This is a genomic window from Antarctobacter sp. (genome assembly GCF_048262615.1).
GTDB lineage: Bacteria > Pseudomonadota > Alphaproteobacteria > Rhodobacterales > Rhodobacteraceae > Antarctobacter.
Window position 1 is genome coordinate 15,288 of the sequence record NZ_JBLXFB010000023.1, and the last position, 17,561, is coordinate 32,848.

Sequence of the window (17,561 nt, forward strand, 5' to 3'; positions counted from 1 at the left end):
GAGGGGCCCGGTCACCGGTTGAATGCGCGGTCAGGCAGACAGACCCCTGAACGCGCGACTTGCCAGTTTGCCGACATGGGAGGGACTGCACCTCTTGCACCCGCAGCAAATAACAAGTCTTCACAACTTGGTTATCCGCTCCCCGCGGTTCAATGCATCGCCGCAACAATCTTCGGCGGGCCGCCCCAGGAAACGGCGGCTATCCATGGAATCGTCTCCGGCCTTGTTCGGCTGTCTCGGGCATCTTCGTTTCGGCTGGCGAAATCGCAGGGACGAATCACAGCGCCCCGGCCGATGCGCGGCACCTTTCCCACAAGCTGCGCGGCCAGGGCTTCCATCCCGGCGACATGCCCGAACCGAGCGCTTGCGCCGAACAAAGCGTTGCTCGACATGGAAAAAACCGGCGCGCGGCTGGCCCCGGACAGTTTAGGATCACGCCAGAAACCAGGAGGAAAGCCATTGACCGACCAAAAAAAGAGTTCTACACATCAAAATATGAATTCTATTAAACGAAATATGAGCGAAGCAGAACGCACCGTGGGCGCCGTTGAATGCGCGATGGAATTGCTGCTGTGCTTTCAGGAAAACAGTGTCCTGAAACTTCATGCGCTCCACGAACAGACCGGGCTGAACAAAAGCCGGATCCTGCGCACCGCGGGCACTCTGGTGAAATACGGGTTCCTGAAGTTCGACCCGGATACCAAGACCTACGCGCTGGGTTCCGTGTTTCTTTCGCTGGCGGGCACCATGGCGCCCGCACTGGAACGAGCGAAACGTGCGGCACAGCCGATCCTCGACGCTCTGACCGGGGAGTTGGGACAAACGACCATGCTGTCCAATGCGGTCGGCGAAGAGCGCGTCGTGGTCGTCCGTGCCGAACCGCAGCTTGGCCTGCGCTATGGGGTGGCCGTGGGCCAGCGGCGTTCGCTGTATCACGGCGCCACCGGGACGGTGCTGATGGCGCATTCCGGCAGCGACCGCGATTACGCCGCGCGGTGGCCGCGCGTCGCGGCCCTGGCGGAAGAGACCTATGCGGGCCCGGATGTTCTGACACAGGCCCTCGCGGCGTGCCGCGAGACCGGAACGGCGATCAGCCAACGCGGCAATGCCTTTGCGCTGGCCGTGCCTGTACGGCTTGAGTCCGAAGTCGCGGCACTGACGGTGGTCGGGGCCACCGCCGACCTGACAGATGAAAAAGCCGAGTTCTACACCGCCCGCGCCCAGGCCGCCGCCGCGGCGATCCGCGGCGCGGTCATCGCATCAAGAGACCATCCACATACCTGACAAGAGGAGATAGCGGCATGTCCAATGTTGCAGAGGTATATGACAATTACGACCAGGCTGGACGTATCTGGGGCGAAGTCCCCAGAGAGCGTGTCAAGGCGCTGGATTTCCCGCGCGTGAGCGAAGAAATCCGGCAGGGCTACCTCAACCTCAAGGACCTGTCGACGGGCGTGTCTGACTGCCTGGACAAATACGGTATCTGCGGCGCCATTGCCCAGGCCCACCTGCCCGGCCTGATCCCCGGAAAGCGCATTGCCGGTACTGCCGTCACGCTGCGCAACATCCCCGAGCGCAAGACCCCGACACAGGGCGGGTTTGACAAGGATCCGATCAAGATGTCGAGCCGCGAATGCCACTACGTGGCAGAGCCGGGTGACGTGCTGTGCGTCGATTTCGGCGGTGATGTCGAGGCGTCCAACATGGGCGGCCAGTCCTGCCTGGTCGGTCAGACCCAAGGATTGTCCGGCGCCATCGTGCACGGCGCGGTGCGCGATGTGAACACCATCCGCGATCTCGGCTTCCCGGTCTGGTGCAAGGGCGGAACGCCCAAGACCGGCAAGTATCGCATGGAGGCGATCGAGGTGAACGGCCCGATCACCATCCACAACATCGTCGTATATCCCGGCGATTTCATCGTCGCCGACGATTCCGGCATCTGCGTTATCCCGCCACATCTGGTCGAAACCATTCTGGCCGAGACACAGGAAAACGAAGCCTCGGAGGCCCGTGGCCGTGACTTGATCGTCAGCAAGGCACCGCTCGCCGAGCTGAAACCGCATTTCCGCGCTCGCTACAAGTGACCGCGATCTCAGCGTGCCGCGAGGGGCGGCACGCGACCTGAACGTATAGTGAATTGGGAGGAACCGATGACCAAGACCAACCGCAGAACCTTTGGACTGTTTCTGGGTGCAAGCCTGGCCGCGTTGACGGCCACGACGGCCACGACGGCCATGGCCGACAATTGCGGCCTGACGCAACCGATCAAGATCATCGTCGGCTACGGCGCCGGCGGCGGCACGGACGGCTACGCGCGCGTGCTGGCAGCCACCCTGCCCGACGTGCTCGACGGCACGCCAGCGGTGGTGATCAACCGTCCGGGTGGCGCGCAAGTCGCCGCCATGAAATTCGTCAAGGCCGCAAATCCCAATGGCACCACCCTTCAGGTCGTGGCCATGGGCGGCGGGCTGATGTCCACCATGCTGCGCGATCAAGGCATTTCGTGGTTCGAGGATTTCGTGCCGATCGCGCAATTCGGCGTCACCAATCAGGCGCTGGTGGTGCGCAACGATTCCGGTATCACAACGGCTCAGCAACTGATCGATTTGATCAAGGAAAAGGGCGCAGCGGGCGAAAGGGCGCGCTGGTCGCACCCCGGACGCGGGTCTGTCAGCCATGTCGGTGTCACCGCTTTTCTGGCGCGCAACGGCCTGTTGGACATGACCCAGGACGTGCCATATGACGGCGGCGCGGGCACCCGCAACGCCCTGCTGTCGGGTGAGGTCGACTTCTCGGCCAGCGGCGCGCACACCGTCCCGGCATTCGAGGATCAGGAAACCGCTGTGGGCCTTCTGTCCGATGAGCGCGACCCTGTGGTGGACTCCATTCCGACACTTCAGGAACAGGGGCTGGATTTCGTTCCGACCTCCTCGCCGATCATTTTGGCCGCGCCTGCGGGCGCATCGCCGGAACTGGTCGACTGCCTGTCGGCCGCGGTGGGCAAGTTGCCTGAAAACGTCGCCTTTTCGACGATGCTGAAAAAGGCGCAACAGGCAATCCGCTACCGCAATGCCGCCGACACAGAGGCCAACCTGCGGGCCCTTGCCGAGGCCTGGGCGCCGACCATCGCCGAAGTCCGCGAAAATCTGGCGGACTGACCCGTGGCTGCCGAAGATCAGACCGCCGTGCACGGCGGAGAGGCCATCCGCCAATCCGCCGTCGCCCTGCTCTGCCTCTCTGTGATCGCGGTCTTCGCGACGCAGCTGGGCAAGATTTACGTGGAGCCGACCGACGCGGGCCTTGGCGCGCGCGGTTTGCCCACGACGGCGCTGGTCTTCGGCGCCCTGCTTGCGGGCATCCAACTTGCCCGCAACATCAAACCGGCCATTCAGGCCCTTGCGCGACCTGACCAGCCCGCCGACTGGACGGCTGCGCGGCGCACGGCCCTGCTGACCGTCATCGCCTTCTCCTATGTGTGGGCGATCACCCTGTTCCAGTACGCGCTGCCGACGCTGGTGGCCATGAGCGGCCTGCTCTGGCTGTTCGGCGCGCGCGGTCTGGTGCGGCTGGTGCTCATACCGATCATCGCTGTTGTCGCCTACTACGTGCTGTTTTTCGTGCTGTTGGGTGTCTTCGAAAGTCCGGGCACAATTCTGCAATACGACTCCTACAGCTTTGCCTACAAACTGCGCCAGCTGATCGGTCTGCAATAATTCAAACGAACTCGACCCTTTGGGAGGGGAAAGACATGGCAATCGTTGACGGCCTGATCGCGCTGTTTTCATCATGGCAAGCGGTATTGTTCACGATCCTCGGCACGTTGATCGGGCTGATCGGCGGCGCGGTGCCCGGATTGTCCTCGGGCGCGATGATCTCGCTTCTGATCCCGGTCACATTCTACATGGGGCCGCTGCCGGCGCTGGCGATGATCTATGCTGTCAGCAAGTCCTCGGATTTCGGCGGCTCGATCCCGGCGATCCTGTTCAACACGCCCGGCACGCCACAGGCCTCGGCCACCCAGATCGAAGGCTTTCCCCTGACCCAACAGGGCAAGCAAGGCAAAGCCCTGCGCACCGCGGTCATCGCCTCGGCACAGGGGGATTTCTTTTCGGAACTCCTGTTGATCTTCGGCGCGTCGTTCCTTGCGGTCTACGCGGCGCGTCTTGGTCCGCCGGAATTCGTTGCCGTGTACCTGTGTGCCTTCATCGTGATCGGCAGCCTGCTGGGAAAATCGCTGATCACCGGGATGTTGAGCGTGATCCTGGGATTGATCCTGTCCCTTGTGGGCACGGATCCGATCACCGCCGGAGAACGCTTTACCTTCGGCAATTTCCACCTGCTTGACGGTTTCGGGCTGGTGCCCGTCCTGCTGGGTGTCTTTGTGCTGTCCGAAGTCTTTGAAAAGGTCGGAGAGCGGTTTTCCGCAAACGCCTCCGCCGCCATCGCCGGAACGCCGAAATCCCGCGACGACAGCCGCCTGACCTGGCCGGAATACAAACGCATCTTTCCGACGATCTGCCGCAGTCAGGTGATCGGGTCCGGCGTCGGCATCCTGCCGGGGCTGGGATCGGTGGTGGCAAGCTTCGTGGCCTATTCCGAAGCCAAGCGCACCTCGAAAACGCCCGAGACATGGGGCAAAGGCGAGATCGAGGGCATTGCAGCGGCGGAGGCCTCGAACAACGCCACTTCCGGTTCCAACCTGATCCCGCTGCTCACGCTGGGGATACCGGGCAGCACGTCCGCCGCGCTTTTGGCGGGTGTCATGCTGATCCACGGGGTCGAGATCGGACCCCGCGTGTTTCAGACCTCTTATGAACTGATCTACGGCCTTTTCGCTGCCGGCTTGCTCTGCATCCTGACCTATCTGGTGGTCGGCTACTGGGGCGCGGCGCATCTGGGGCGGATGATCGCGAAGATCCCGGCGCAGGTGGTGTATCCGATCATCTTCCTGACCTGCTACATCGCGGTTTATGCCACCGAACAGGAAGTCTTCGACATGGTGCTGATCACCATATTCGGGCTGCTGGGGTTCCTGATGAAGAAAATCGGCATGAGCCCCCCGGCCTTCATCATCGCCTTTATCCTCGGCCCTGGCCTGGAAGAGACGTTGCGCCAGACGTTCCTGCTTAGCGATGACGGCCTGTTGTTCTTCCTGCAACGCCCGGTCGCGCTGGTCTTCTTTGGGCTTGGGGCGATTGCGTTGATCCTGCGGGCACGTACCCAGGTTCGCAACAGCCGGAAAGAACGCGCGGCCTAAGGATGTCGCCCGGTTCCTTGCGCAAGTCGTCAGGCAGGGCTTGTGGGCACTAGCGAAAACCCACTCAGACGCATCGGGGCCTAAGCGGCCCTGATGCAAGGAGCCCGCCGGATAAGCGTGCCGCCGGACGCTGGCATTTCCCGGCCGTTTCACGATGACGGGCCGGTGACGTGATCGGAACACGACATGGCGGTCGGGTTGTCCTGTCCGCTGTGCGAAGGCCGGCCCTGTTCGCTGCGGGTCCAAAAAATTTGCCCGTCACGGGTGAAGCGGCGCTAGGGGTGCTCCTTGTCGTCGGCGCAACAGGCCGTGGTGTCGGTGTGGATGTTAAGGCGGTGCCCCTGAGTAAGGACGCCTTGCCCAAGACCGGAACAAACGTTCCGTCCGCGCCGATCACCGGCACCGGATCCTTGGTTCGGCGTCCGACCGTCAGAACCGGGTTCAGCGAACTCATCTTGCCTTGAAAGATCATGGCAATCTGACGCCCGCAGACGGTGCGCATCTCACGTTCCGAAGGCTCGGCCAGATTCTTGCCCTCACACAACACCGGTCCGCCGGTGATCTTTCCCGGCGGATTGGGCACAAGGCGCAAGAACGCCAGCGCCAGCATGGAAAACGCCATGAGCACATTCATGACCCTCTGAATCAACTTATCCAGACGCCTCCCGAAAAATCCGCTGATCAACCCGAGCACCGCGCCGGTGGTCGTGCCAGGGATGACCGCCATGAATCCGACAAAAAGTGAGATATGCGCCCGAAATCATGCGGCTGAGGATGTGACGACCGAATTCGTCAGTGCCGAACCAGTTCGCACTGTGGGGCGGTTGCAGCAGCCCGCTGGACTCGATGGTCAGGGGCTAGAAGAATGCCAACAAGGGCGCACAGATCGCCACGCAGAAAAGTGCAAACGCGCGTGAAAGCCTCACCACCCGCAATTGCGCCATTTCGCCCTGTGACGGCCCGGTGGGCGGGGCTGATCCTGACGCTGTGTTCAGCCAGAACTGCCTTTGCGACGGTGGGCGACATTATCCGGAACGGAATGACCGCAAAGTGGATGAGCTTTTTGCCAAGCTGACCAAGGAGATGGATGAGGCCAAGCGGCTTGATATGGTGCGCGAAATGAGGATTGCCGCGGCAGAGAAACTGGGCATGGCAGATGCTGTTCTGGCGGGCCCGTTTGCGTGCCTCGGGCAGCACTGTGCGCGATCTGAAATTGCACCCCGCCATGGACAACAGCTTTCGCATGCAGAACGTCTGCTTGGCCCAGGCAAGGATTCCGCCAGCGGCCAATGCCGGTCTACGCGACCGGCATTGTCATTTCAGGTGCAACCGGGTTGCAAACCCGTGTAGACCGGTTCTGTATCGGCAGTCTTTTCCAAGGCTTTTCAGGCGCTTGCGCCGTGCGCTGTTTGCGTCTGTCCGGCCCGCTGCCGCGCCGGAATTTGACGGACCGGCCCCCGGAGGCTGGCCGTCAGGATCAGCGCAGTCTGCCCTCAGGGGTCGATGTTCGTCAGCATCCGGCGGATCACGGCCAGAAAGACCTCCAGATCTTCCGGCGGCACACCGGCCAGCATTTCACCTTCGCTGCGCAGGGCGATTTCCATGATCTCGGCGTGTATCGCCCGGCCAGACTCTGTCAGCCACCACCGGCGCTTGCGCGGGTCCGACGTCAATGCCTCAAAGCCCACAAGGCCGCGTTGATTCAACAGCTTCAGCGAACGGCTGACCGCGGCCTTGTCAAGGCGGATGACTTCACAGATCCGGTGAGCCGTGATCTCGGGCTCTATGTTGAGCATGGCGATCACCCGCCACTCCACGATACCAAGATCGAATTCCTTGCGATACATGGCCGATGTCTTGCGCTGCCATGCGTTGCTGACCGCGTTCAGCAGAAAAGGCGCGTAATGGTCGATGTCGAGGATCTTGACCCCCGAGCGCAGCTTGGTCGGGTTCGAAATCCGGTCTTTGGGCGTGTCAGTCACGTCTGGCCTGTCCAACTCTGTCAAAACGCGCTCAGGTCATAGTCTTTCGCTGCAAGGATGTCACGGGTGGGCACATGATCCGATGCCAGCAACCTGCGAGCGGCCATATGAATTTTGGCGTCGTTGAGTGTTTCGACGGCGGTCAGCCTGTCGTTACGGAACCTCAACACAGCTTTTTCGCCCGCAGGCATTTCCTCATCCTCTGGCGTGGCGAGTCCGGCGATCTGCAACTTGCAGTCGGCCTGATCGGACCAGAACCACGGAACCGCGTCGAAGCGGCAGGGCTGCCCCGAACTTATCGACCGGGCGATGGTGCGGGCGTGATCCGTGGCGGCCTGCACGCTTTCCAGACGGATTGCCAACCCCGACACCGGGTCGGGAAAGGCGGCGCAATCGCCAAGCGCATAGATCCGCGGGTCCGGCGTGCACAGGCATTCATCCACGACGATGCCATTTGCAACCGGCAGCCCGGCCGCGACCGCCAGCGCGTCGTTCGGACGAACACCGGCGGCCAGCAGGACCAGGTCGGCGGCAATCATGTGACCGTCACCAAGCACCACACCCGCGTCGGTGACTTCGGCCACCGGCGCATCCAGATGCAAACCGGTTCCCATAGACCTGTGCAGCGCTTCGAACCGCCGGGACATTTCGGGCGACACCGCGCGGGCCATCAGACGCGGCGCGGCCTCGGCGACGGTGACCTGATGGCCAAGCGCACGGGCGACGGCGGCAAATTCCAGCCCGATGAAGCCACCGCCGATGACCGCAACGCGGCGCGGCCGTTCGAGCGCCTGCCGCAAGGCGCGGGCATCCTCCAGCGTCCGCAGGCCAAGCGCCCGGTCGATGCCGGGTAGCGGCGGGACAACGTTCCGGGTGCCGGTCGCGAGGATCAGGTGATCATAGGGTATCTCTCCGTCCCCGATGCGGACAACCCGCGCCTGACGGTCGATGGCATCGACGCGACTGCCCGGCCTGAAAGTGATCACCTTCTTCTCAAAATAGGATGCGGGGCGCAGCGCCAGCTTGTCAGCCTCTCCGGTCTTGAGAAACGCCTTTGACAGCGGCGGGCGTTGGTAGGGCAGCCCCTTTTCGGCACCGATCAAAGTGATCGGCCCTTCGTGCCCGGCCTGCCGCAAGGACATCGCGGCCTGCAACCCGCCCTGCCCCGCGCCGACGATCACGACATGTCCGGCGCTCACACCTGTTCCTCCGGAAGATGCACGACCAGTCCATCCAATTCGGCGGTCAGCCGGATCTGGCAGGACAGGCGCGACCGGTCCGTAACGTCGCAGACCGCGCTGTCCAGCATGTCGTCCTCGCCATCCGCACGGGAACCGGCGCGGTCGGCCCAGTCCGGATCGAGATAACAGTGACAGGTGGCGCACATCATCGAGCCGCCGCATTCGCCGACGATGCCGTCCAGACCTTCGGCGATGGCGGCGCTCATGACGCTGTCGCCTTCGGCGGCCTCGACGGTGATCTGATCGCCGTCATGGGTGATATAGGTCACTTTGACCATGTTCGTGTCCTCACTTCGGAATAAGCGTCAGGGGAAGGCGATCCAAGGCGCGGATCGCGTTGTTGGGCCGCCATTCGGGCGCGCCTGCGGGTTCGATCCGGTCGACCTTGTCCAGCAGCGCGCCAAGGATCGCCTCCAGTTCGGCCCGCGCGATGTTCTGCCCGACGCAACCGTGAATGCCCGCGCCAAAGGCCATGTGCCCGACCGGCTTACGGTCGATGCGAAAGGTGTCGGCGTCCGGCCATTTGTCAGGGTCCGAATTGGCCGCGCCAAGGACGCAAATGACCTTGGTGCCTTCCTCGACCGGAAAACCTGCGATCCGGGTGGCGCGGCCTGCGGTGCGCCCGAAGGTGTGAACCGGCGATGTAACGCGCAGCACCTCTTCGAATGCGGCGCGGGCCAGCGATGGATCGGCCTTGAGCCGCGCCCACTCTCCGGGGTTCTGCGAAAAGCACCAGAGCGCGTTGCCGATCCCGGTCACGGTGGTATCGACCCCGGCCGACAGGAACGAACGGACCAGCATCCCGGCCTGCTCGTGGCTTATCTCGCCCGCGTCGGCGGCGGCATAGACCATCGCCCCAAGGCCGCCGTCGCTCAGCCGGTCCCGCGCGCAGGCCGCCGTGATCCACGGCACGATTTCGCCCGCATGGCTCATGGCCCGGCGGCGGATCGCATTGTCGGGACCAACCGCGTTAAAGACCATCGCGCCGTAATCGACGAGATAGCGCGCATTGGTGTCCTTCATGCCAACCGCCTTGGGAAAGACCGTGGTGGGAAAAGGCTCTGCCATGTCGGCGACCGCCTCGATCGTGCCCTTTTCGAGCAGCCCGGCGATCAGTGTTTCGGCGGTTGCGCGAAAGAGGTCTGCAAAGGTCTTGGCCACTTTGGGGGACAACGCCCGTGACATCACCTTGCGGGTGATCGTGTGATCCGGCGGATCGGCTTCGAGAATGATCGAAGGCGGACGCCACGGGTCTTCCAGCGCGAAATCGTTCAACCCGACCCCGCGCGACGAGACAAAGTTTTCGTGATCGCTGAAGACTTTGCGGGTCACTTCATAGCGCCCGACGGCCAGAACGCTGTAGCGCGGAATATAGACAACCTCGCCCAACCGGCGCAGTTCGCGGTGGTAGTCGTGCGGGTCGCGCAGGATCGCCTCGTCATAGGGATCGACGTCCCAGACCGGTATGCCGTCAGCGGGCGTTATGGGCCTGTGCCCTTCGATGAGCGTCATTTCATTTCCTCCAGAATTAGGCCCCGACGGCCAGCCCGACGTATCGGTGCAACAGCTCAGGGTCGCGTTGCAAAGCCTCGGCCGGTCCGTCGTGGACGATGGCGCCGTTCGCAATCAGGACAGCGCGTGTCGCAAAGGCCAGCGCGGCGTCGGCGTGTTGTTCGACCAGAACCACGGACCGCCTGCCATCGGCGGCAAGTCCCTCGAACACGGTCATGAGTTGCTCGCAGATCACCGGCGCAAGACCTTCGAGCGGTTCGTCCAGCAGGACGATTTCGGGGTGCGTCATCAGCGTGCGGGCAATCGCCAGCATCTGCTGTTCGCCACCCGACAACTGCGCGCCGCCATTTCGTCGCCGCTCCTTCAGCCGGGGGAACAGGGCATACGCCTCTTCCAGCGAGGCATCGCCCCTCATCGCCGCCAGCAAGTTTTCCTCGACGCTGAGCGAGCGAAAGATATCGCGGGTCTGCGGCACAAGACCAAGGCCAAGCGCATTGCGGCGATAGGGTGCCAGCCGGTCGATGACCTGCCCCTTGAACCGCACATGCCCTTCGTGCATCCGCGTCAGTCCCATGATGGTGTTCAGCAGGGTCGTCTTGCCCGCCCCGTTGCGCCCGATCACCGCCAGCCGCTCTCCCGGAGCCAGCGTCAGATCGACGCCGCGCAGCACATGCGTCGGCCCGTAGCCTGCGGTGACCTCTTTCAGGTCCAGTACCGGATCAGCCATGTCCGCCTCCCAGATAGAGTTCGCGGACCTGCGCATTGCCGGCAATTTCCTGCGGCGTGCCCTCTGTCAGGATACGCCCCTGCACCAGCACCACGATCGAGTGCGCAACCCGAAAGACGAGGTCCATGTCATGTTCGATCACCAGCACCGCCAGATCCTGTGGCAGCCGTTCGATGGCATCGGTGATAAGATGCGTCTCGCTCGACGGCAAACCGGCGGCGGGTTCGTCAAGGATCAGAACGCGGGGTTTCAGCGCCAGCGTCAGCGCCATTTCGACCAGCCGTTGCTGACCGTAGGCCAGATCCAGAACAGGCCGGTCCGCCAGCGCGTCGAGGTCGAACTGGGCGATCATATCGGCCACTTCCGCCTCGATCCGGGGATCGCTGTCGGCGCTGCGGAACAGGCGGCCTCCCCGGCCCTCGCGCTCCAGCACCGGCAATCGCAGGTTTTCCCGCACGGTCATCTTCGGGAACAGCGTGGTGATCTGGAATGTCTTTGCGATGCCCAGCTTGACCCGCTGCGCCTCTGCCAGACCCGCGATGTCCTGACCGTCAAAGCGGATGGTCCCGCCGGAGGGCGCAAGGATACCGGTCACAAGGTTGGCAAAGGTGCTTTTTCCGGCACCGTTCGGCCCGATCAGCGCCTTTCGCGCGCCTGACGGCAGGTCGAAGTCGATGTTTTCCGAAACCACCAGACCGCCGAAATGTTTGGAAAGACCGCGCACCTCAAGACCCTGCATGGCGGCCTCCCTTGATCAGCCGGGTCAATGTCACCGGCAGGGCGATCAGCCCGGTTGGCAGAAAGAAGACCACCGCCAGCACCATCGCTCCGATCACGAAAAGCCAGTTGAAGGGATCGTTTGCGGCGGCCGTGTGGTGCACGGACATGAAGATCACCGTGCCCAGAACCGCGCCGTAAAGCCGCCCGGCGCCCCCGAGGATCAGCATGATCAGCGCCTCCGCCGAAAGCGCAAAGGCAAAGGTTTCCAGACTGACAAGCTGGGTGATCTGGGCGGTCAGCGCCCCCGCGATCCCGGCAAAGGCACCGCCCAGCATATAGGCCGTGACCCGGCGGGCGTAGATCGGCGCGCCGATGGCCTCCATCCGGGCCGGGCTTTCGTGGATACCGCGCAGCGACAATCCAAAGGCCGACCGGACAATGACAGCCATCAGGGCAAAGGCCAGCGCCACGGTCACCAGCGCGTACCAATAGCCCGTCTGGCCGATGAAATCGAACTCGAAGAGGCCCAGAACCGGTTGCATCCGGATACCGCGAAGGCCATCCGCGCCGCCGGTCACATCGCGGGCGCGGTTGGCGATCTCGGCGCAGATCTGTGCCACGGCGATGGTCAGCATGATCAGGGTCAGGCCCTGCGTCCGCATCAGCACAAGCCCGGACAGTCCGGCAAGGAGCGCGCCAGCGGCGGCGCCGACCAGCAACCCGGCGACGGGATCGGCCCAGACATGGATGGCGAACAGTCCCGCCGCATAGGCTCCGGCGCCATACATGGCGGCCTGCCCCAGTGTCGCGATCCCGGCAAATCCCAGCACAAGGTCAAGCGACAGCACCAGCAGGATCATGATCAGGATACGGGTCAGAAAGGCAAGGTTGTAGGGAAAGAGGAAATAGGCCGTGATGGCCGCGATGGTCATCAGAACGGCAGGTCCGTATGTGCGCAACATCTCAGGCCCTCCCCAACAGTCCGCGCGGACGCACCGCAAGGAACAGAATGACAAGGGAAAAGAAGGTGATGGTGGCGAGATCGGGCACGAGATAGCGGCTGGCCGTCTCGATCAGCCCGATGCCAAGCGCCGCAGCGAACGACCCCAGGATCGACCCCATGCCGCCAATCGCCACCACGATCAGGAACAGCACCATGTAGCGCAGCGGGTAATAGGCATCTATGGGCAGCAATTCCGCCCCGAGGATACCGCCCATGGCGGCCAGACCGGCCCCCAGTGCAAAGGTCAACATGTAGATCCGTCCCGTGTCGATCCCCAACGAGGATGCCGTGTCATTGTTGTCGACCGCCGCCCGCAGCCGGATGCCGAACCGCGTGCGGTCAAGCAGCAGCCAAAGACCGAGGATCACCATCAGCCCGACGCAGATGACCAAGGCCCGGTGCGCCGTCAGCTTGCGAAAGCCAAGATCGAAGGACTGTCGCAATGACTGTGGCAGTTCGATGGTCAGCAGGGTCGACCCCTGCCATGCGTTGATCGAGGCGATCATCAGAAAGGTCAGGCCGATGGTGGCCAGCACCTGCTGCAACTCGCCGAAACCGTAGATCCGGCGATAGATCACGCGTTCAAGCGGCAGCGCCAGAACGACTGTGCCAAGGATTGCCAGCAGGGCGGCCAACCCAAAGCCAAGCCCGAGATCCACGCTCAGCCAATGCGCCAGCGCACCGCCGATCAGGGCAAAGCCGCCATGCGCAAGGTTGACCACCCGCATGAGGCCCATGGTCACTGACAATCCGACGGCGATCATGAAAAGGATCATGCCGTATGCGATGCCATCGACCGCGATGTTGAGAAAAAGGTCCATAATGTCCTGTCCGCTGACTGTGGACGGGCCGGGTCGGTCCGGCCCGTCGGACGTCGCTCAGTTCCAGCCGAGGTCGCCGACTGTGGCGATCACACCTGTCTCGGTATTCTCCAGCAGGCCGGTGTCGGGGTTCCGGGTGACTTCGCGGATGTAGACGTTCTGGATCACGGTCCGCGTCTCCGGGTCCATCTTCAGCGGACCGCGCGGGCTTTCCCATTCCAATCCCTTGGCGGCCTCGACCGCAGCAGGGCCGTCGCTGCCCGCCTGCTTCACCATTTCGTAGATCAGGTGCACGCCGTCATAGGCCCCGACCGACGCCCAGTTGGCGATGGCATCGGGATGCAGGTCCGCCAGCTTGGCCAGAAACGCCCGGTTCGCGTCCGAGTCGTGTGCCGCCGAATAGTGGTAGGCGGTGCTCAGACCGATGGCCATGTCACCCAGACCCTGAAGGTTGGTCTCTTCGGTTTCGGCGGTGCCAAGGAACCTGATCCCCGCGTCCGCAAGCCCGTTCTGGTTGAAGGTCTTGGTATAGGTAAAAGTCGGCGGACCGCCCGGCAGAAAGGTAAAGACCGCATCCGGGGCCTGATCCTTGACCCGCTGGAGGAAAGGCGTGAAATCGGTGGTCGAGAGCGGCATCCGCACCGTGTCCATCACCGTTCCGCCCTTCGCTTCGAACGCCGACTTGAACGCTTTTTCGGCGTCGATGCCCGGCCCGTAGTCGGACACCGTCGTGACCACGCTGCGGATGCCTTGGTCATAGGCCCAGTCGGCCATGGGGGCGGAGACTTGCCAGAGGGTGTAGCTGGTGCGCAGGTAAAAGGGGCTCTCCTTGTTGATGACCGAGGTTGCCGCGTTGAAGATCACGGTCGGCGTTTCCGACTGCGTGATCACGGGCCCGACCGCCAGCGCGTTGGGGGTAAAGGTGAAACCGGCAAGGTAATCCACCCGGTCGCGGATCAGCAGTTCCTGCGCGAGGCTGCGCGACTGATCCGGGTTCACCCCGCCCACATCCTTGTAAATGAAGGTGATTTCATGATCGCCCACGCTGGTGCCGTGTTGCGCCTGATAGACCTCTATGGCCTGCTGATACTGAATGCCGTATTGCGCGAAAGGGCCTGAGAACGGGGCGATCACACCCACCTTGATCTGGTCCGCAAGCGCGCCTGTCGCCGCGCCGATAGCGATGGTCAGGCACAGTGCCCGTGTCGTGAATCTGGTCATGTTTCCTCCATTTGCGGCCGTTCGCGAAGCCGCAGGTGATGCCTCTCCTCCAGAGGCAGGACAAACCTGTCCGGTCCGCCCGAGAGGTTTCCGTCGGACGGTCGTAAGGGTCTGTTATGTCGGATAGTCGTCACTGGATCGGCAGCGCCTTCCGCGGCCTGCCGGGTCCATGGTCTTGGTGGCTTAAATCCGCGTTGCCAGTATCCTGACAGACAAGGCTTTTGCCCTTGTCATGCAGGCGCACCCGCGTTCCGGCGGGCATCCGCCGGACGTCATTCATCACATGCCTCGGTATCCTCCTTGGACCGCTCCCCACGGCCTCAGTTGAGTTATCAACTCGTGGCACCATATCGCTCACCGAGTTGTTTTGTCAACCCGCCACCATCGGGCGATTGCGTTTTCTCAAGCCGGTCCCCGCGCGCCGCCCGCTTGCCGCATCGGGCTGGCCCTTGTCCGACAAGGCCCGACTTGGCGCGCAGGGGGGCACAATACCGCCGTCGCACTCGCCTGCCGCAGCCGTCGAGAGCGGTCAGCCCATGTGCAAATCATCCGAATTGCCTGTCGAACCCAGGGCCCGATTCTCACGGAGGCAATCAAAATCCTCCGGAAGCAGAGCGGATGAAAGCACGCCTTTACAGATGGTTAATCCAACCACCCTGTCGCGGTCACGATCCGGTAACGCCCTCAATGCCCGATGCTCTTTGTAGAAACGGAGGCCATCATGCCCAAGGATACAAATTACACCCAGCCACGGCCCGTTCCCGACGCGGCCGATCACCGGGCCGAAGCCCGGAAACGCCGCGATGCTGCCAACGCGGCCAGCGCCGGAGCGGTTGAGACCACCCACAACGGCGAGGCCGAGGCCTTTGCCGGCACATGGCCGACCAATTTCTCCAAAGGGTTGCCGCACGACCCGAACGGGATCGTGGAGTCGACCGCCTATGCTGCGTTCTTCAAGGAAATCGCCGACCCCACCTACCTTGAAACCGGCGGCAAGAAGAGCGCGCCTTTCGACGTTCCCGCCTACGGCGGCCCTTACCGGACCTCGTCGGGTTTCGACAATTCCGACTTCATGTGGCGGGCTTGGGAAAGCCCGATCGCCGGACATCAATTCGTGCTTGAAGGGCCCGATCCGGCTGCCGTCGGTATCGCCCCCGCGCCCCGGCTGGGGTCCGATGAATTGGCCGCCGAAATGGCCGAAGTCTACGCCATGGCGCTTTTGCGCGACGTGTCCTTCGAGGCGATTCGCGGCGGCTCTGACGACGCGCAACAGGTGACAGAGGCACTGGGCCAGATGACCTGGTTTGACAGTGACGGCACCCCGAAGGACGCCGACGGAGGCGAAATCAGCGCCGTCTCTGCGGCGCGACGCGCCCGCGACGGTGGCCCGCTCACCCGCCAGACCCTGTTCCGCGGGTCCAGCCCCGGTTGCGCCAAGGGGCCGTACCTGTCGCAATTCATGCTGCAAGGCCATGATCCTCTGGCGAACGGCAAGTCCCAGTTGGAAGGCCCGCAGCAGATCCCCGGTCGCGCGATGATGCCGGATGGCAGCCCGATCACGGCACGCGACGGGATGATCCTGTTCGGGGCGCAGCGGATCGATCAGCGGATCGAACCACAGGCCAGACAGGTCGACTATTTGCGCGACTGGGCCGAATGGCTGGATGTGCAGAACGGTGCCAACACCAAAAACGATCAGGCCTTTGAACCCGGCGGTCTGACATTCATTTCCACGCCGCGCGATCTTGCAACCTACGTGCACTTCGACGCGCTTTATCAGGCGTATCTCAATGCCTGCCTGTTGATGTTGAGTTGGGGCACAGCCGCCGGCGACGGTCTGCCGGAACCCGGCGGCAAGAACGGCAGCCGGGATCCCTTTGCCACCTGGGGCGGGCCGCATATCCTGACACTGGTCACGGAAACCGCAACCCGCGCCCTGCGCGCGGTGCGGCGGCAGAAGTTCCAGGTGCACAACCGCGCGCGTCCCGAAAAGCTGGCAAGCGTGGCCAGCCTTTGCGCCAACGGCCACGGTGCCGTTCTCGGCCCGGCAGAGGCCATGGCAAAAGCGCATCTGCAAAAGCTTGAAACCGCCACGCGGGGCGGCTTCAGCCTGATGGACGCGATTGCCGCCGCGCCGACGCAGCCACGATTCAGGCACAAGGCCGGGTCACATGACGGGCTGCCCGACAACAGCCGCAACCTGCTGTTGCCCATGGCCTTCCCCGAGGGCTCGCCGATGCACCCCGCCTATGGGGCGGGCCATGCCACGGTGGCAGGCGCCTGCGTGACCGTGCTCAAGGCCTTTTTCCGCACCCACGCGGCTGACGGATCGGCGGTGTCTCTGCGAGAGGCCGGCGCACCTGCGGTCTACGTCCCGGCGATGGACGGTAAAACGCTGGTCACGGCGACACACGCCGGGGACGATGTGGACAGCCTCACCCTGAACGGTGAACTCAACAAGCTGGCCGCCAATATCTCGATCGGTCGCAATATGGCGGGGGTCCACTATTTCAGCGATTACTTCGACAGTGCCCGCATGGGGGAACGTATCGCGGTTGGCATCCTCGCGGAGCAGATGACCACCTACACCGAAAGCGTGACACTGTCGCTGGAGACCTTTGATGGCGACCATCTGAGTATCCACGGTGACGGCAAAGGCGGCACGGAAATACGCCCTCACGGCAGCACGGCCAAAGCCTGGTGGACGCGGCACCTGCCCGCGCAGACGGGGGGCTGACCGATGGCGACCGCTCCCGTACCCAATTGCCTGAAAGCCAGCACCGCGCGGGTCAATCGCGCCCCCGCCTTTCGCAATGTCCCTGTGGTGGACCCAAGGGCAGCACTGGGCCACGCCCTGATCCGGTGCCTCCCTGCGGCGGTGACGGTCCTGACAGCGGACCGCGGACCGGACCGCGTGGTGCCGGAGGTGCCTGACATCTTTGTCACCGCGAGGGCGGCAGCCATGGGCGCGCTGGCCGGTCGGCCACTTGCCCGGTCCTGACAACGGCCCATCACAACCAGTCCCGGTGACCGCCGAAGTCCCTTTGCGCGGTCGCCGTAATCCCCCCTTTCAACAA

At 63.4% G+C, this 17,561-nt stretch carries 18 protein-coding genes; 8 read left to right on the forward strand and 10 right to left on the reverse strand.

Annotation, left to right across the window (positions count from 1 at the left end):
• The first annotated feature begins 459 nt into the window (after positions 1–459).
• From ACN0S5_RS19270 to ACN0S5_RS19295, 6 genes are all read left to right on the forward strand, one after another.
• Positions 460–1,284: an IclR family transcriptional regulator gene (locus ACN0S5_RS19270; RefSeq protein ID WP_417210436.1), complete on the forward strand. Its 825-nt coding sequence runs from the start codon at positions 460–462 to the stop codon at positions 1,282–1,284.
• Positions 1,285–1,301: 17 nt separating this feature from the next.
• Positions 1,302–2,084, forward strand: a complete 783-nt coding sequence (locus ACN0S5_RS19275; protein WP_417210437.1) for an RraA family protein — start codon at positions 1,302–1,304, stop codon at positions 2,082–2,084.
• A 66-nt stretch (positions 2,085–2,150) separates the two neighbouring features.
• Positions 2,151–3,158, forward strand: a complete 1,008-nt coding sequence (locus ACN0S5_RS19280) for a tripartite tricarboxylate transporter substrate-binding protein (protein ID WP_417210438.1) — start codon at positions 2,151–2,153, stop codon at positions 3,156–3,158.
• A gap of 3 nt (positions 3,159–3,161) precedes the next feature.
• A complete protein-coding gene (locus ACN0S5_RS19285) occupies positions 3,162–3,713 on the forward strand; it encodes a tripartite tricarboxylate transporter TctB family protein (protein ID WP_417210440.1) in 552 nt (183 codons plus the stop codon).
• Positions 3,714–3,748: 35 nt separating this feature from the next.
• Positions 3,749–5,257: a tripartite tricarboxylate transporter permease gene (locus ACN0S5_RS19290; RefSeq protein WP_417210441.1), complete on the forward strand. Its 1,509-nt coding sequence runs from the start codon at positions 3,749–3,751 to the stop codon at positions 5,255–5,257.
• Positions 5,258–5,717: 460 nt separating this feature from the next.
• The gene (locus tag ACN0S5_RS19295; protein ID WP_417210442.1) at positions 5,718–6,002 is read left to right on the forward strand and encodes a hypothetical protein; all 285 of its coding nucleotides are present in this window, start codon (positions 5,718–5,720) and stop codon (positions 6,000–6,002) included.
• A gap of 47 nt (positions 6,003–6,049) precedes the next feature.
• On the opposite strand, the gene ACN0S5_RS19300 is transcribed toward ACN0S5_RS19295, so the two are convergent.
• The 10 genes from ACN0S5_RS19300 to ACN0S5_RS19345 form a co-directional block, all read right to left on the reverse strand.
• Entirely contained in the window at positions 6,050–6,502 is a 453-nt protein-coding gene (locus ACN0S5_RS19300) for a hypothetical protein (RefSeq protein ID WP_417210444.1), read from the reverse strand.
• A gap of 248 nt (positions 6,503–6,750) precedes the next feature.
• Complete coding sequence (locus ACN0S5_RS19305) at positions 6,751–7,239, reverse strand: MarR family winged helix-turn-helix transcriptional regulator (RefSeq protein WP_417210445.1); 489 nt, start codon at positions 7,237–7,239, stop codon at positions 6,751–6,753.
• Positions 7,240–7,259: 20 nt separating this feature from the next.
• On the reverse strand, positions 7,260–8,438 hold the full coding sequence (locus ACN0S5_RS19310) for an NAD(P)/FAD-dependent oxidoreductase (RefSeq protein WP_417210446.1): 1,179 nt from the start codon (positions 8,436–8,438) through the stop codon (positions 7,260–7,262).
• Positions 8,435–8,758, reverse strand: coding sequence for a 2Fe-2S iron-sulfur cluster-binding protein (locus ACN0S5_RS19315; RefSeq protein ID WP_417210447.1), 324 nt, complete (start codon positions 8,756–8,758; stop codon positions 8,435–8,437). Before ACN0S5_RS19315 ends, ACN0S5_RS19310 begins: the two co-directional genes overlap by 4 nt.
• A gap of 10 nt (positions 8,759–8,768) precedes the next feature.
• Positions 8,769–9,992: a cytochrome P450 gene (locus ACN0S5_RS19320; protein WP_417210448.1), complete on the reverse strand. Its 1,224-nt coding sequence runs from the start codon at positions 9,990–9,992 to the stop codon at positions 8,769–8,771.
• A gap of 16 nt (positions 9,993–10,008) precedes the next feature.
• On the reverse strand, positions 10,009–10,719 hold the full coding sequence (locus ACN0S5_RS19325; protein ID WP_417210449.1) for an ABC transporter ATP-binding protein: 711 nt from the start codon (positions 10,717–10,719) through the stop codon (positions 10,009–10,011).
• The gene (locus ACN0S5_RS19330) at positions 10,712–11,458 is read right to left on the reverse strand and encodes an ABC transporter ATP-binding protein (RefSeq protein WP_417210450.1); all 747 of its coding nucleotides are present in this window, start codon (positions 11,456–11,458) and stop codon (positions 10,712–10,714) included. Before ACN0S5_RS19330 ends, ACN0S5_RS19325 begins: the two co-directional genes overlap by 8 nt.
• A complete protein-coding gene (locus ACN0S5_RS19335) occupies positions 11,445–12,401 on the reverse strand; it encodes a branched-chain amino acid ABC transporter permease (protein ID WP_417210451.1) in 957 nt (318 codons plus the stop codon). Before ACN0S5_RS19335 ends, ACN0S5_RS19330 begins: the two co-directional genes overlap by 14 nt.
• Before the next feature lies 1 nt (position 12,402).
• Complete coding sequence (locus tag ACN0S5_RS19340) at positions 12,403–13,263, reverse strand: branched-chain amino acid ABC transporter permease (protein ID WP_417210452.1); 861 nt, start codon at positions 13,261–13,263, stop codon at positions 12,403–12,405.
• Between the two features lie 57 nt (positions 13,264–13,320).
• The gene (locus ACN0S5_RS19345; RefSeq protein ID WP_417210454.1) at positions 13,321–14,484 is read right to left on the reverse strand and encodes an ABC transporter substrate-binding protein; all 1,164 of its coding nucleotides are present in this window, start codon (positions 14,482–14,484) and stop codon (positions 13,321–13,323) included.
• Between the two features lie 721 nt (positions 14,485–15,205).
• On the opposite strand from ACN0S5_RS19345, the gene ACN0S5_RS19350 reads away from it, so the two are divergent.
• Positions 15,206–17,221 (forward strand): hypothetical protein, encoded by a 2,016-nt coding sequence (locus tag ACN0S5_RS19350; RefSeq protein ID WP_417210455.1) that lies wholly within the window; start codon positions 15,206–15,208, stop codon positions 17,219–17,221.
• Positions 17,222–17,224: 3 nt separating this feature from the next.
• Entirely contained in the window at positions 17,225–17,485 is a 261-nt protein-coding gene (locus tag ACN0S5_RS19355) for a hypothetical protein (protein WP_417210456.1), read from the forward strand.
• The last annotated feature ends 76 nt before the right edge of the window (positions 17,486–17,561 follow it).

Coding starts and splice junctions, on each gene's coding strand:
- ACN0S5_RS19275 (WP_417210437.1), top strand. CDS start 1,302: ATGTCCAATGTTGCAGAGGTATATGACAATTACGACCAGGCTGGACGT.
- ACN0S5_RS19280 (WP_417210438.1), top strand. CDS start 2,151: ATGACCAAGACCAACCGCAGAACCTTTGGACTGTTTCTGGGTGCAAGC.
- ACN0S5_RS19290 (WP_417210441.1), top strand. CDS start 3,749: ATGGCAATCGTTGACGGCCTGATCGCGCTGTTTTCATCATGGCAAGCG.
- ACN0S5_RS19300 (WP_417210444.1), bottom strand. CDS start 6,502: ATGCGAAAGCTGTTGTCCATGGCGGGGTGCAATTTCAGATCGCGCACA.
- ACN0S5_RS19315 (WP_417210447.1), bottom strand. CDS start 8,758: ATGGTCAAAGTGACCTATATCACCCATGACGGCGATCAGATCACCGTC.
- ACN0S5_RS19320 (WP_417210448.1), bottom strand. CDS start 9,992: ATGACGCTCATCGAAGGGCACAGGCCCATAACGCCCGCTGACGGCATA.
- ACN0S5_RS19325 (WP_417210449.1), bottom strand. CDS start 10,719: ATGGCTGATCCGGTACTGGACCTGAAAGAGGTCACCGCAGGCTACGGG.
- ACN0S5_RS19330 (WP_417210450.1), bottom strand. CDS start 11,458: ATGCAGGGTCTTGAGGTGCGCGGTCTTTCCAAACATTTCGGCGGTCTG.
- ACN0S5_RS19335 (WP_417210451.1), bottom strand. CDS start 12,401: ATGTTGCGCACATACGGACCTGCCGTTCTGATGACCATCGCGGCCATC.
- ACN0S5_RS19340 (WP_417210452.1), bottom strand. CDS start 13,263: ATGGACCTTTTTCTCAACATCGCGGTCGATGGCATCGCATACGGCATG.
- ACN0S5_RS19345 (WP_417210454.1), bottom strand. CDS start 14,484: ATGACCAGATTCACGACACGGGCACTGTGCCTGACCATCGCTATCGGC.
- ACN0S5_RS19350 (WP_417210455.1), top strand. CDS start 15,206: ATGCCCAAGGATACAAATTACACCCAGCCACGGCCCGTTCCCGACGCG.
- ACN0S5_RS19355 (WP_417210456.1), top strand. CDS start 17,225: ATGGCGACCGCTCCCGTACCCAATTGCCTGAAAGCCAGCACCGCGCGG.